The 13606-nt window shown below is 73.9% G+C and carries 14 protein-coding genes; 11 read left to right on the top strand and 3 right to left on the bottom strand.

The genetic code is table 11. The features are described 5' to 3' along the window. Nucleotides 1-382: 382 nt before the first annotated feature. The gene (locus tag OP18_RS10470) at nucleotides 383-610 is read left to right on the top strand and encodes a hypothetical protein (protein WP_033358533.1); all 228 of its coding nucleotides are present in this window, start codon (nucleotides 383-385) and stop codon (nucleotides 608-610) included. Between the two features lie 31 nt (nucleotides 611-641). On the opposite strand, the gene OP18_RS10465 is transcribed toward OP18_RS10470, so the two are convergent. Then, entirely contained in the window at nucleotides 642-935 is a 294-nt protein-coding gene (locus tag OP18_RS10465; RefSeq protein WP_033358532.1) for a metal-sensitive transcriptional regulator, read from the bottom strand. 86 nt (nucleotides 936-1021) lie between these two features. Here OP18_RS10465 and OP18_RS10460 point away from each other — a divergent pair, with 86 nt between their 5' ends. From OP18_RS10460 to OP18_RS10440, 5 genes are all read left to right on the top strand, one after another. Beyond that, nucleotides 1022-1237 carry a heavy-metal-associated domain-containing protein gene (locus OP18_RS10460; protein ID WP_033358531.1) on the top strand — a complete coding sequence of 72 codons (216 nt, stop codon included), beginning with the start codon at nucleotides 1022-1024 and terminating at the stop codon, nucleotides 1235-1237. Then, on the top strand, nucleotides 1234-2127 hold the full coding sequence (locus OP18_RS10455) for a hypothetical protein (RefSeq protein ID WP_033358530.1): 894 nt from the start codon (nucleotides 1234-1236) through the stop codon (nucleotides 2125-2127). Before OP18_RS10460 ends, OP18_RS10455 begins: the two co-directional genes overlap by 4 nt. Continuing rightward, a complete protein-coding gene (locus tag OP18_RS10450; protein ID WP_033358529.1) occupies nucleotides 2114-4279 on the top strand; it encodes a heavy metal translocating P-type ATPase in 2166 nt (721 codons plus the stop codon). Before OP18_RS10455 ends, OP18_RS10450 begins: the two co-directional genes overlap by 14 nt. A gap of 451 nt (nucleotides 4280-4730) precedes the next feature. Beyond that, nucleotides 4731-5372 carry a nuclear transport factor 2 family protein gene (locus tag OP18_RS10445; protein WP_033358528.1) on the top strand — a complete coding sequence of 214 codons (642 nt, stop codon included), beginning with the start codon at nucleotides 4731-4733 and terminating at the stop codon, nucleotides 5370-5372. Between the two features lie 64 nt (nucleotides 5373-5436). Then, nucleotides 5437-5811 (top strand): nuclear transport factor 2 family protein, encoded by a 375-nt coding sequence (locus OP18_RS10440; protein WP_033358527.1) that lies wholly within the window; start codon nucleotides 5437-5439, stop codon nucleotides 5809-5811. A gap of 174 nt (nucleotides 5812-5985) precedes the next feature. On the opposite strand, the gene OP18_RS58600 is transcribed toward OP18_RS10440, so the two are convergent. Beyond that, nucleotides 5986-6504, bottom strand: a complete 519-nt coding sequence (locus OP18_RS58600; RefSeq protein ID WP_033358526.1) for an LPXTG cell wall anchor domain-containing protein — start codon at nucleotides 6502-6504, stop codon at nucleotides 5986-5988. 328 nt (nucleotides 6505-6832) lie between these two features. On the opposite strand from OP18_RS58600, the gene OP18_RS10430 reads away from it, so the two are divergent. Genes OP18_RS10430 through OP18_RS10420 form a run of 3 tightly spaced genes read left to right on the top strand, consistent with a single transcriptional unit; the run spans nucleotide 6833 to nucleotide 10976 of the window. Further along, on the top strand, nucleotides 6833-7810 hold the full coding sequence (locus tag OP18_RS10430) for a CE1 family esterase (RefSeq protein WP_052386486.1): 978 nt from the start codon (nucleotides 6833-6835) through the stop codon (nucleotides 7808-7810). 53 nt (nucleotides 7811-7863) lie between these two features. Next, nucleotides 7864-9864, top strand: a complete 2001-nt coding sequence (locus tag OP18_RS10425; protein WP_156089400.1) for a helicase-associated domain-containing protein — start codon at nucleotides 7864-7866, stop codon at nucleotides 9862-9864. 26 nt (nucleotides 9865-9890) lie between these two features. Continuing rightward, nucleotides 9891-10976, top strand: a complete 1086-nt coding sequence (locus OP18_RS10420) for a winged helix DNA-binding domain-containing protein (RefSeq protein WP_211273486.1) — start codon at nucleotides 9891-9893, stop codon at nucleotides 10974-10976. On the opposite strand, the gene OP18_RS10415 is transcribed toward OP18_RS10420, so the two are convergent. Beyond that, a complete protein-coding gene (locus OP18_RS10415) occupies nucleotides 10940-11836 on the bottom strand; it encodes an N-acetylglucosamine kinase (RefSeq protein ID WP_033358523.1) in 897 nt (298 codons plus the stop codon). The genes OP18_RS10420 and OP18_RS10415 overlap by 37 nt on opposite strands. Nucleotides 11837-11921: 85 nt before the next feature. On the opposite strand from OP18_RS10415, the gene OP18_RS10410 reads away from it, so the two are divergent. Further along, nucleotides 11922-12839 carry a MurR/RpiR family transcriptional regulator gene (locus tag OP18_RS10410; protein WP_389251029.1) on the top strand — a complete coding sequence of 306 codons (918 nt, stop codon included), beginning with the start codon at nucleotides 11922-11924 and terminating at the stop codon, nucleotides 12837-12839. 6 nt (nucleotides 12840-12845) lie between these two features. Further along, complete coding sequence (locus tag OP18_RS10405; protein ID WP_033358521.1) at nucleotides 12846-13598, top strand: sugar isomerase domain-containing protein; 753 nt, start codon at nucleotides 12846-12848, stop codon at nucleotides 13596-13598. The last annotated feature ends 8 nt before the right edge of the window (nucleotides 13599-13606 follow it).

Genomic DNA, 13606 nt, shown 5'->3' with positions numbered 1-13606 from the left:
ATCGCAGCGCGGCTTCAATGGTCGGCGATACCGGTCCTGCCCGCCCTTGCCGCGTGCCCATCGCGTGATCAGCCCCAGACGTCGCGTAGCGCCGACGACGGAAAACGAAGCTTCACGATATCGCAACGACGCCGCGCCACAAACGACGGTCAACGAGGCCGGATTACTGGCTCGCAACCGCTGCGCGCACCGCTATTGCGCGCATACCGTGGTTGATGGAGCCGTGGCGTTCGCGTCACGGCCCATACCTGACTGCAACGGCGAGCGTCGATTCCGGAAGGAGCGTCTCCCCTGTGGAACCCGACCGAGAATACCGCAGGAGTCTCGACTCCGGCAGGCTCGAAAATGCAAGATGCAACATGATCGCACATGTGGCACGGCAATGTTCAGCTCGGTGATGCCGTGGCTGCCGCTTGCCGCATATCCGGTGTACGTACTGATGATGGCGCTGGTGCTGAAGATCTGCGGAGTGGAGCGCGGGGATATCGCCAAATGGGCCCTGCGACAAGCGGACCGCCAGCGTCTGACCGACCTGATCCGTGCCGCTCGCGGGCTCGCCGCGCCGGAGGCCGGCGGTCCGCGCCCGGCACCCGGGCCTCCCGAGCCCTGACCCAGGGATCGTGCCGCCCCGCCGGGATCGGTCAGCCGCGGCGCAGGAGGCGGCCGACGGCGGCCATCATCTCGGTCGCCATCTCCTCGCCCTTGCCCTCCTCGGCGCCGTGCTGCATGCAGTGGCGGGCGTGGTCGTCGAGCAGGCCGAGGGCGACCTTGTCCAGGGCGGCCTGGATCGCGCTGATCTGGGTCAGCACGTCGATGCAGTAGCGGTCCTCGTCGACCATCTTCTCGACGCCGCGGACCTGGCCCTCGATGCGGCGCAGCCGGCTCTGGAGCTGGTCCTTGGTCGCGGTGTATCCGCGGGGCGTGGCGGTCGTCATGTCAACCATCGTAGCGCACACCCCCTGGGGGTATGCTACGTTCAGCGGGTACCCATAGGGGGTATCCGTACCGAAGGAGCCGACACATGACCACCACGACCTACGCCGTCAAGGGGATGACCTGCGGGCACTGCGTGCAGGCGGTGAGCACCGAGGTCGGCCGCGTGCCCGGGGTCACCGGGGTCGAGGTCGACCTGGCGTCCGGCGCGGTCACCGTGACCAGCGACGGGCCCGCCGACGAGCAGGCCGTCCGGGCCGCCGTGGACGAGGCCGGTTACGAAGTCGTCGGCACCCGAGCATGAACGCCCCGGTCAGGCTCGGGGTGTTCACGGCCGTCCTGGCCGTGGTGTTCGGCGTGGCGTTCGGGGCGGGGCGCCTCGTCGGGCCGGACGCGCTCGCCGGGCGCGCGCCGGCCGCGGACGGCCCGGCCATGGACGGGCACGCCGGCGGGAACGGCACCGATGGCGGCCACGGGGGCGACGGCGGCCACGGCGGCCCCTCCGGGAACGGCACCGACCCGTCCGCCCCCGCGCGGCACGGCTACACGGTGAGCGGTGGGGCGTACACCGGCGGCGACCTGAGCTTCAGGATCACCGGGGCGGACGGGCGGGCCGTCACCGCCTTCGACACGGTGCACGAGAAGCCGCTGCACCTCATCGTGGTGCGGCGGGACCTGTCGGGGTTCCAGCACGTGCATCCCGTGATGGACGCGGACGGCACGTGGCGGGCGCCGCTGGCGCTGCCGGACGGCGGGCCGTGGCGGGCATACGCGGACTTCACCGCCACCGGCGGGCCCGCGACGGTGCTCGCCGTGGACCTGGACGTGCCCGGGCCGCGCCGGTCCGAGCCGCTGCCGGCGCCGGCCACGACGACGGTCGTCGACGGGTACACGGTGCGCCTCGACGTGCACGACGGCGTGACGCTGCGCGTCGAGCGGGACGGCCGGCCGGTGACCGACCTGCAGCCCTACCTCGGCGCGGCCGGGCACCTGGTGGCGATCGCCCAGCGGGACCTCGCCTACCTGCACGTCCACCCGAAGGCGCCGCAGACGGGCGGGCCCGACGTCGGGTTCGCGGTCGAGGGCGCCGCGGAGGGCACGCACCGGCTGTACTTCCAGTTCCAGCACGCGGGCGCCGTGCACACCGCGGAGTTCACCGTGACCGGCATCGGAGGCGGGCATGCCCACAACTGAGCTCGCCATCGGCGGCATGACCTGCGCCGCGTGCGCCGCGCGCATCGAGAAGAAGCTCAACCGGCTCGACGGCGTCGAGGCGAGCGTCAACTACGCCACCGAGAAGGCGCGCGTGGTGTTCCCGCCGTCGCTGGTCGTGGCCGACCTGATCGCCACCGTCGAGCAGACCGGCTACACGGCGGCGACCGTCACCGCACCCGAGCCGGCCGCCGCCGCTGCCGACCCCCTGGCGGCGGCGCGGCAGCGGCTGCTGGTCAGCGCCGCGCTCGCCGTGCCGGTGATCCTGCTGGCGATGGTGCCGGCCTGGCAGTTCGAGTCGTGGCAGTGGGCGTCGCTGACCCTCGCCGCGCCGGTCGTGGTGTGGGGCGCGTGGCCGTTCCACCGCGCGGCGCTGCGCAACCTGCGGCACGCCTCGGCGAGCATGGACACGCTGGTCTCGGTCGGCACCCTGGCCGCGTTCCTGTGGTCGCTGTACGCGCTGTTCCTCGGCGACGCCGGCATGCCCGGCATGCGCCACCCGTTCGAGCTGACCGTCTCCCGGGGCGCCGGGGCCGACGCCATCTACCTCGAGGTCGCCGCCGGGGTGACGGTGTTCATCCTGGCCGGGCGCTACTTCGAGGCCCGGGCCAAGCGCCGGGCCGGGGCCGCCCTGCGCGCCCTGCTGGAGCTGGGTGCCAAGGATGCCGCGGTACTGGCACCCGACGGCACCGAGCACCGCGTCCCCGTCGAGCAGCTGGCGGTCGGCGACCGGTTCGTCGTGCGGCCGGGCGAGAAGATCGCCGCCGACGGCGTGGTGCTCGACGGCACGTCCGCGGTCGACGCGAGCATGCTCACCGGCGAGCCCGTGCCGGTCGACGTCGGCCCCGGCGACGCGGTCGTCGGCGGCTGCGTCAACGCCGCCGGCCGGCTGGTGGTGCGGGTCAGCCGGACCGGCGCCGACACGCAGCTGGCCCAGATGGCGCGGCTCGTCGAGGAGGCGCAGAGCGGCAAGGCCGACGTGCAGCGGCTCGCCGACCGCATCGCCGCGGTCTTCGTGCCGATCGTGATCGGTCTCGCCGTCGCCACCCTCGGCTTCTGGCTGGGCTCCGGCGGCTCGGTGGCGGCCGCGTTCACCGCCGCGGTCGCGGTGCTCATCATCGCCTGCCCGTGCGCGCTGGGCCTGGCCACGCCGACGGCGCTGCTCGTCGGCACCGGCCGCGGCGCCCAGCTCGGCATCCTGATCCGCGGGCCGGAGGTGCTCGAGTCGACCCGCCGCGTCGACACGGTACTGCTGGACAAGACCGGCACCGTGACCACCGGCCGGATGTCCGTGCTGGACGTGCGGGGCCACGCCGACACGCTGCGCCTCGCCGCCGCGGTCGAGCACGCCTCGGAGCACCCGATCGCCACGGCGGTGGCGGCCGCGGTGCCGGACCGGCCCGCCGTGTCGTCGTTCAGCAGCCACGCCGGGCACGGGGTCAGCGGCATCGTCGAGGACCGCACCGTCTGGGTGGGCCGCCCGTCGTTCCTGGCGGCGCAGGGGCTCACGCCGCTCGACCCTTCGGTCGGCGCGCCGGAGGGGGCCGGGACGGTCGTCGCGGTCGGCTGGGACGGCGCGGTCCGCGGCCTGATCGCGGTCGGCGACACCGTCAAGCCGACCTCGGCCGAGGCGGTCCGCCGGATGCGGGACCTGGGCCTGCGCCCGGTGCTGCTCACCGGCGACGCCGAGCCGGCCGCCCGGGCCGTCGCCGCGGAGGTCGGCATCGACGAGGTCATCGCGGGCGTGCTGCCGGCCGGCAAGCTCGACGTGGTCCGCCGCCTGCAGGCGGAGGGCCGGGTCGTGGCGATGGTCGGCGACGGGGTCAACGACGCGGCCGCGCTCGCCCAGGCCGACCTCGGCCTTTCGATGGGCACGGGCACCGACGCGGCGATCGAGGCGGGCGACCTGACCCTGGTCCGCGGCGACCTGACCGCGGTCCCCGACGCGATCCGGCTGTCCCGGCGCACCCTCGCCACGATCAAGGGCAACCTGTTCTGGGCGTTCGCGTACAACCTGGCCGCCGTGCCCCTCGCGGCCGCGGGCCTGCTCAACCCGATGATCGCGGGCGGGGCGATGGCCCTGAGCTCGGCGTTCGTGGTGGCGAACAGCCTGCGGCTGCGCCGGTTCCACTGACACCGCACCGGCGCCGGCCCCCGCCGGCGCCGGTCGGCCAACGGCGCCGGCCGGTCGAAGGCGCCGGCCGGCCGGCGGCGTCGAGGACGCGCCCGGTGGCGGGGACGTTCGCGTGGCGCGGCCGCAGGGCTAGCCGCACCAGCAGCTCTGAGTGCGTCTCCCGGACGTGCCGACCGGCCGCCGGAGCCACTGCGTGACCGCGATCCGCCACGCGCGCCAACGGGCCCTCGCCGCGGTCAACCCGCAGGCCCGCGCGGGCAACCGCCGCCGAGTCCCGGCCCGCCGGTCACAACACCGCGCCGAAACGCCGCCGCAATCTCTCATACACATTGACGTTTGTTTATTTTACTTCACTTACGGGCGGCATTGCTCAGCGGGGTTGACGATCGTCATTGACATCCACCACGATCGCAGGCGATCACTTCCCCGATGCAGTGAAAGGACGAGGTCCTTGACTGAGACCCCGCTCTGGTTGCAGGGCCGTTCCGCGGTCGTCGAGGCGGCCGACCCGCAGGAATGGCGCGACGGCACCCCCGACTACCACCTGTCCCACACGGTGATGCCGCAGCAGCGCACGCACCACTTCGCCCCGGACTCCCTGGAGGCGGTCGTCGAGCGGATCGTGCAGGTCTTCGAGATGGAGGTCTCGCACAAGAAGGACCCCGCGACCTGGGTCTCAATGGTCACCGACCGCTTCCGGACCAACGTCAACGGCGGCCCCTGGGCCACCCCGCAGGACATCGCCGACATCGGCAGCTACAACATCCTGATCGGCGACAGCGCCTTCTACAAAACCGGGCAGGAATCGTTCGAGTCGTCCCACCACATTTTCCACCAGGCATTTCCGACCGGGTTCTACTGGGAGGTCCTGGAGGTGCTGAGCCCGCCCCCGGTCGTCACGTTCAAGTGGCGCCACTGGGGCGCGTTCACCGGCGAATACCACGGTTTCCAGCCCAACGGCGAGACCGTGGAAATGTTCGGCATCAGCGTCGCCAAGGTGGACGACGACCTGAAGCTGCTGGAGGTCGAGCACTACTACGACCCCAACGCCTTCCTCGGCAAGCTGACCGGCGGCTGCCCGGTCGCGCACTGAGCGGCCCCCTCGGGCCGGGCGCGCGGGCGGGCCGGCCCGAGGGCGCGCCGGGTTACGATCGAGGATGGAGCGACTGTTCGAACGCTATATCCACGCCGGTGCCGTCTCCCGCGACGCGGACGCACTGGCCGCACTGTTCACCCCCGACGGGATCTTCGAGGCCCCGCTCGTCCCGCCCGGCGGCGACGTCCCGCACCGTCTCGAGGGCCGCGACGCGATCCGCGCCGGCATGGCCGCCTGGTACGCCCGCCCCGTCACCGACACCCGCACCGTCGACTTCGGACGGTCCCGGTCCGTCCTGCACGCCACCGCCGACCCGGACGTCCACATCGCCGAGATCGACGTCGCGTTCACCGACGGCACCGGCATGGCCCTCGTGCAGATCTTCCGCGTCCGCAACGGCCACATCGCCCACCTGCGCGACTACTTCGCCACCTGACCGGCGAGCGCCACCCGGCGGGCACCACCACCCGGCGAGCGCCACCCAGCGAGTACTACCACCGGCGAGCACGGCCACCCGGGCCCGCCCGACCGGCCGACCCCGGGCTCCGGGTCGTCCACCTGAAAACGGTGCGGGGGGAGTCGGCGGCCTCCCCCCGCACCCGGATACGGACTACTCGGCGGTGAACGTCACCCGGCGACGGCGGCGCAGGGTGGCGACCAGAGCAACCCCGCCGACGACCAGGGCGGCGCCGGTGCCCACGAGCGGCATCGTGCTGCTGGAGCCGGTGACGGGCAGGCTCGGCGTGTTCGACGCCGACGGCGTGACCGACTTCGACACCGACGGCGACGGCGACGCGGACGGCGACTTCGACGGCGACGGCTTCGGGCACGGGCCGGTCAGCTGGACCCAGCCGCTCGAGCCGGGGGCGCGGAAGTTGTCGGCCCACTTCGCCTTGTACGTGAGCTTCACCTTGGTCGCCGGCTGCGCGACGACGGAGGTGAAGCTGACCTCCGTCAGCGGGCTGTTGGCGGGACGGGCGTCGATCGACGTCGGCAGCGGCGTCTTCGACAGGGTCGTCTCGGCCTTCTTGTCCAGCTCGAGCTTGATGTCGCTGAGCGTGACGGCCGCCGGGTAGTCGTTCGTCAGTTTCCAGGTGATCTCGTACGTGCCGTCGACGGAAACGCACACCGCGGAGCCGGTCGCTCCCGTTGCGTGAGCACTGGCGGGCGCAGCGAACACAGTCGATAGCCCGACGGCCACGGTCGCGGCGGCGGCGCCCCCGGCAACCCTCCTGAACAGCATGTTTCCCACAACGACTCCTGCCTCAAGAAACTTGACGTCCGACAACATACGGCGGTCGGGCGGAGTGCGACAGCCGTTGCGGGGCAGGGATTTCGCAGCCCATCCTGATTTGGTCCGATTCATCCGGGAAAATACTGAAGATCGATCGCGGTTGGTGGTGACACACGGCGATCGGGCAGGTGGAAATGCGCGACGACCCCTACGCTGACGAGGCATGAGACGGGGACTCGCACTGTTCGCACTCGCGCTCCTGACCGCCTGCACGGCCGAGACGCCGGCCCCGGCGCCCAGCGGGTCGGCCCAGGCCGTCCGGCCCGGCGACCACACCCTGACCATCACCGTGGGTGACAAGGAACGGACGTTCCTGCTGCACGTGCCGGCCTCGTACGACCCGGCCCGGGCCGTGCCCGCGGTCCTCGCGCTGCACTACCGCCCCGGCAGCGGCGCGGCGATGCGCGGGCTGACCGGCCTCGACGCCAAGGCCGACGCGGAGGGCTTCCTGGTGGCGTACCCGGAAGGCGTCGGCGGGCAGTTCAACGCGTTCGACTGCTGCGGCACCCAGGACGACGTCGGTTTCGTCAAGGCCGTCGCCGAGCGGCTCGTGCGCCAGTGGCATGCCGACGCCGACCGGCTCTTCCTCGCCGGCGTCTCCAACGGCGGCGACCTGAGCTTCCGGACCGCCGTCGAGGCGCCCGGCGTGTTCGCCGCGATCGGCGTCGTCAGCGGCGGTTTCGCCGGCGGGCGGACCGAGGCCGCCGACTACCGGCCGGCCGCCCCGGTGTCCGTGGTGACGCTCGTCGGCGCCGACGACCCGCAGGCCGCCGCGCTGCGCACCGGCCTGGACACCTGGCGCACCAGGCTGCGCTGCACCCCCGCACCGGCGAGCGGCGCGCCGCCGTCGACCGGCACCGCACCGCCGCCGTCAGCCGGTGCCGCGCCATCGCCGGCGACCGGCACCGCACCGCCGGCTCCCGCCGGCACCGGCACGCCACCGGCGCAGCCCGCGGATCCGGCGGTACACCGGACGAGCACCCACTGCCAGGACGGCAGTGACGTGGACGCCTACGTCGTCGACGGCGCCGGCCACGTCTGGTTCGGCGCGGCGTCCGGCGAGCTCAAGGACACCACGGCGAAGGTCGACGCCACCCGCGTGCTGTGGGAGTTCTTCGCCGCCCATCCCCGTCGGCGCTAACCTTCGCTGGTCGACCGGCGTGCGCGAGGGACGAGGGCACAGACGTGAAGACGATGCTCGACCTCCTGTCCGGGCTGGCCGCGCCGAGGCTGGCCGAGCTCGCCGCCGCCCACCTGCCCGACGCCCCGGCGCCGGTGGACCGCCGCGAGCTGGCCGCGGCGCTGATGGACCCGGCCACGGTCACCGGCACGGTCGCCGTGCTGAGCCTGCCGGAGCTGCAGGTCGCCGAGGCCCTGTCGCTGCGCGCGGCCGGCACCCGGCGCACGGACCTGGCCCACCTGCTCGGCGTGCCCGCCGGCGACGCCGACCTGAGCCTGGTGCTGGGGCGGCTGGAGTGGCACGCGCTGGCCTGGCCCGACGAGGGCTGGATCCGCACGGCGCCGATCCACGAGGTGATCGTGGGCGGGTACGGGTTCGGCCCGTCGGCCCGCATCGAGCTCGCGCAGCTGCCGCTCGACCGGCTGCAGCGCATCGCGTACAACCTCGACGCGCCGGTCGGGCGGGACCGCGCGGGACTGCTCGACGGCATCTGCGCCGCACTCGCCGACGCCGCGACGGTCCGCGCCGCGTTCGCCGCCGCGCCGGAGGCCACCAGGGACCTGCTGCTGTCCATCGCCGACGAGCCGTTCTACTTCGACCCGCGGCAGATGGGCGCCCTGCGCACCAACCGGCCGACGCCGCTGCGCTGGGCCGTCGACCACGGCCTCGTCATGTGGAACCCGGCCGGCATGGCCGCGGTGCTGCCCAGCGAGGTGGGTGTGGTGCTGCGGGAGGGGTTCCGGGCGGACTTCGACCCGGCGCCGCCGCTGCAGGTGCCGGTGGAGGTGAGCGCCGAGATGGTGCGGCGCGACGGCGCCGCCGCGGTCCGGGTCGCGCTCGCGCAGGTCACCGCGCTGCTGGAGACGTGCGGCCGGGAGCCGGTGCCGATGCTCAAGGACGGCGGCGTCGGCACCCGGGAGCTGCGCCGGCTGGGCAAGGCGATCGGCGGCGACCCGCTCGACATGCGCCTGTGGCTCACGCTCGCCGGGGTCAGCGGCCTGATCGGGGTGACGGACAACCGGGTCGCGCCGTCGGCGTACTACGACGACTGGTTGAAGCTCGACCCGCCCGCGCAGTACGGCGAGCTGCTCACCGCCTGGCTGGTGATGGACGCCGCCCCGCTGGACACCGGCGCCCCGGCGCTGCTGCGCACGGAGCGCGACGAGGCGGTGAGCGTGCTGCGGCGCAGCCTCGTGTCGCTGCTCAACGGCCTGCCCGACGGTTACGCGCTGCCGTCGCTGGACGGGATCAACGCGCTGCAGATGTACATGCGACCGCTGCTGACCGGCCCGGAGCCGCAGGAGGCGTACCCGACGACCGCGATGCTGTGGCGCGAGCTGGAGCTGATGGGCGTCGGCGCCCTGCACGCGCCGACCGGGCTGTGCCGGGCCCTGGCCGCGGAGGCGGGGCTGGACGGCACGCCGCGGCACCCGGCGCTGCGGGCCGAGCTGGAGCGGCTGATCCCGGCCGCGCAGCGCACGGTGCTGCTGCAGAGCGACCTGACCGCGGTCGCGACCGGCGCCCCCGCGGCGTCCCTGGCCGCGCTGCTGGACCTGACCGCCGACCGGGAGTCGCGCGGCGGCGGGCACACGTGGCGCTTCTCGGAGGCGTCGGTGCGCCGGGCGTTCGACCGCGGCTCGTCCGCCGAGGAGCTGCTCGCCGCGCTGCGCGAGGCGGCGACCGGCGGCCGGGTGCCGCAGCCGCTGCAGTACCTGGTGACGGACCTCGCCCGGCGGCACGGGGCGCTGCGGGTCCGCCCGGTCGCGTGCGTGCTGCGCAGCGACGACCCGGCCCTGCTGGCCGAGTTGCCGCGGGTGCGGAGCCTGGCCGGGCTGGGCCTGACCGAGCTCGCCCCGACGGTCTACGCGAGTGTCCTGCCGGTCGCGGAGACCCTGGCGGCGCTGCGCGCGGCGGGCTACGCCCCGGCGGGCGAGCACGCCGACGGCACGATCGCCTTCGACCGCGTCACGAAGCACCGCGTGCTCCCGTCCCATCCGGATCAGGACAGATCCTGACCGGATCCGGCCGTAGCGTCATGGCCGTGAACCTCACCAGGCGGCAGCTCAACCGCACGTACCTGCAGCGCCAGCTGCTCACCACGCCCGACACCGCGCCGGACCCGCGGCCGGTCGAGGAGGTCGTCGCGCACCTCGTCGCCGTGCAGGCGCAGGAGGTCGACGCGCCCTATGTGGGGCTGTGGACCAGGATGCGGGGGCTGCGGCACGAGCAGCTCACCGAGGCGCTGGGCGACGGGCGGGTGGTGCGCGGCGGGCTGCTGCGCCGCACCCAGCACCTGAGCGCCGGCGCCGACTACCGCTGGCTGAAGCCCCTGGTGCAGGAGCGGCTCGGCCCCGGCGGGATGTCGCCCTTCGCGAAGGAGATCGCCGGGCTGGAGGTGGCCGACATCGCCGCGGCCGGCCGGGAGATCCTGCGCGGCCAGGTGATGACCCGGCCGAAGCTGGCCAAGCGGCTCGGCGAGCGGTTCCCCGGCCGGCAGGCGATCGCCCTCGCCTGGGTCGTCCAGCTGCACGTGAACCTGGTGCACCCGCCGCCGTCCGGGGTCTGGCGCCGCCGCGGGCACGTGACCTGCGCGCTCGCCGAGGACTGGCTGGGCGGTCCGCTGGAGGAGCGCCCGCCGGTGTCGACGCTGTTGACGCGGTACCTCGCCTCCTGCGGCCCGGCGAGCGTCGCGGACCTGCAGAACTGGTCGGGGCTGAAGCGGCTGCGCGACGAGGTCGAGCGGGAGCGGCACCGGCTGCGGGTGTACCGCGACGAGCGCGGGCAGGAGCTGTTCGACCTGCCGGACCTGCCGGTCGCCGGCGGTGACGAGCCGGCGCCGGTGCGCTTCCTGCCGGAGTTCGACAACCTGGTGCTTAGCCACGAGGACCGCACCCGGATCGTCAGCGACGAGGACCGGGCCCGGGTCTGCCCGGGCTACTCGATGGTGCACCCGACGTTCCTGGTCGGCGGGTTCGTCGCGGGCATCTGGTCGGTGCGCGGCGCGGAGCTGACCGTGTCACCGTTCCGCCGGCTGTCCGATGTGGACGCGGCGGCGGTACTGGACGAGGCCGGCCGGCTGCGCGAGTTCCTTCAGCTCGACGGGACCGTGCGGCTCGACCAGCGCTGAAGGGCGAGCCGGGCGGCGCCGAGCGCCGGGTCGTGGGCCGTGCCGATCTCGACGCCGCGGCCCCGCAGCACGTCGAGCACCCCGTCGCGGACCGGGGTGGCCGCGGTGAGCAGGCCGCCCGCCAGGACCACCGCCGCGTCCGGCGCCTGGAGGGCGTCGAGGGTGGCGACGAGGCGGTCGACGGCGTCGGCGACGATCGCGGCGGCGGCCGGATCTCCGGCGGCGGCGAACTCGCACACGACCGGGGCGAGCGCGGCGAACGAGCCGAGGGGCAGCCGCTGCGCCCAGTGCACCAGGTCGTCGGCGGACGTCACGCCGGCGTGCAACGCCACCCGGACGGCGAGCCCGGACGACGACCAGTGCCGGGCGGCGTGCCGGACCGCCTGCAGGCCGAGCCACAGCCCGGAGCCCTCGTCGCCGAGCAGCCAGCCGAGCCCGTCCGCGGTGCGCACCACCTCCAGGCCGTCCACGAGGGCCGCGACCGCGCCGGTGCCCGCGATGAGCGCCGCGCCGCGCGTGCCGGCCGAGCCCGCGGCGAACGCGGTGACGGCGTCGCCGGCCATCTCGACCGGGCAGGTCAGGCCGAGGCCGGCCCACTGCTCGGCGAAGCTCGCGGCGACGCCGGGATCAGCGAGGATGCTGACCCCGGCGACTCCCACCACGCCCGCCACGACCCCGCCCGGGTCGTGCGGGCCGAGTGCCTCGCGGACCGCCGCGCCGATGGCGACCGCGGCCGCCGACCCGACAGCGGACGGGTTGCCAGGACCGGCGGTCCCGCGCCCCAGGACCGTCCCGTCAGGCGCGACGACGACCGCTTTGGAGGCCGTCCCGCCGGCATCGACCCCGAGGATGAGCACCATGGCACGATCGAACCATGGAAAATGGTTGTTGACTAGAAGTTGAAGTGGTCGTAATTTTCATCGCCAAGACGCAACGATGAAAAGGATGACCGTAGTGACCGGTGAGAGCGGCGGGCTGCTGGGGCGGCTGCGCATCGAGGGGCCCACCATGCCGGAGGCCCTCGCCAAGATCGCCGAGATGATCCTCAGCGATCCCGAGACGGCGGCGCACGCCAGCATCGTCGACCTCGCGGAGCGGTCGGGCACGTCCACGGCGACCGTAACCCGGTTCAGCCGCACGCTCGGCTTCAAAGGCTACGCCAACCTGCGGGTCGCCATCGCGACCGAGACCGGCCGCGCCGAGCAGGCCCGCTGGGAGACCGACATCAGCGGCGACATCGCCCCCGACGACCCTCTCGACGGGGTGCTCGACGTGATCACGGCCGCGGACACCCGGGCGATCCAGGCGACCGCCGCCGGGCTGGACGTGGCCGCGGTCGAGCGGGTCGCGGCGGCGATCGCGACCGCCGGGCGGGTGGAGATCTTCGGGCTCGGCAGCAGCGGCACCGCCGGGCGGGAGATGGCGTTCCGGCTCGAGCGCATCCGGGTCCCCGTCTGGTACCGCTCCGACACCCACACCGCGCTGACCAACGCGGCGCTGCTCGGCCCGGGCGACGTCGCGATCGGCCTGTCGCACTCCGGCCGGACCCGCGAGGCGATCGAGACCCTCGCCGAGGCCGCCGACCACGGGGCGCTGACCGTCGCGGTCACCTCCTTCGGCCGCTCGCCGCTGGCCGAGGTCGCCGATGTGGTGTTCACGACCTCGGTCCACGAGACCACCTTCCGGGTCGCGGCCCTGTCCGCACTGCACTCGCAGCTGCTGGTCCTGGACCTCATCTACGTGGCGGTCGCGCAGCGCACCTACGAGCGGACCGCCGAGGCGCTCGAGCTCACGGTGCGCGCCGTCGACGCGCACCGGGTGCCCGAGGCGACCACCAACCGCAAGCGACCACGAAAGGGATAAGCCGCAGTGAGCATCAGCAGTGGGGACTACGTCCAGGTGATCCGCGCCGCCATCCAGCGCGTGAGCAGCACCCAGGTGGACCAGGTGGCGCGGGCCGCCGACCTGATCACCGGCACGCTGCAGGCCGGCGGGGTGATCCAGGCGTTCGGCTGCGGGCACTCCGAGGCGCTCGCGATGGAGATCGCCGGCCGGGCCGGCGGGCTGGTGCCGACGAACCGGATCGCCCTGCGCGACATCGTCCTCTACGGCGGCGACGCCGCCGGCGTCCTCGGCGACCCGCAGCTGGAGCGCACGCCGAGCGTCGCGCACCGGCTCTACGACCTGGCCCCCGTCAAGCCCGACGACACCTTCGTCATCGCCTCCAACTCCGGCGTGAACGGCGCCGTGGTGGAGATGGCGCAGCTGGTCAAGCAGCGCGGGCACGCCCTCATCGCGATCACGTCGCTGGAGCACTCCTCACGCGTGGACTCCCGGCACGACAGCGGAATGAAGCTCAGCGACCTCGCCGACGTGGTCCTCGACAACGGGGCACCCTACGGCGACGCGTCGCTGCCCCTACCGGGCGGCGGCGCCGTCGGCGCCGTCTCCTCGATCACCGCGGCCCTGCTGGCCCAGCAGATCGTCACCGAAGTGGTGGCGCGACTGCTGGCACTCGGCGTCACGCCGCCGGTCTACCTGTCCGACAACGTTCCAGGCGGGCGGGAGCACAACGCAGCACTCGAAGCGCGGTACGCCGGGCGCATCCGGCGTACCGCTTAGGAGAGAAG

It is taken from the genome of Dactylosporangium aurantiacum (assembly GCF_000716715.1).
Classification (GTDB): domain Bacteria; phylum Actinomycetota; class Actinomycetes; order Mycobacteriales; family Micromonosporaceae; genus Dactylosporangium; species Dactylosporangium aurantiacum.
The sequence above is the reverse complement of the archived record's forward strand: the minus strand, read 5'-3'. Positions and strand labels throughout refer to the sequence as shown.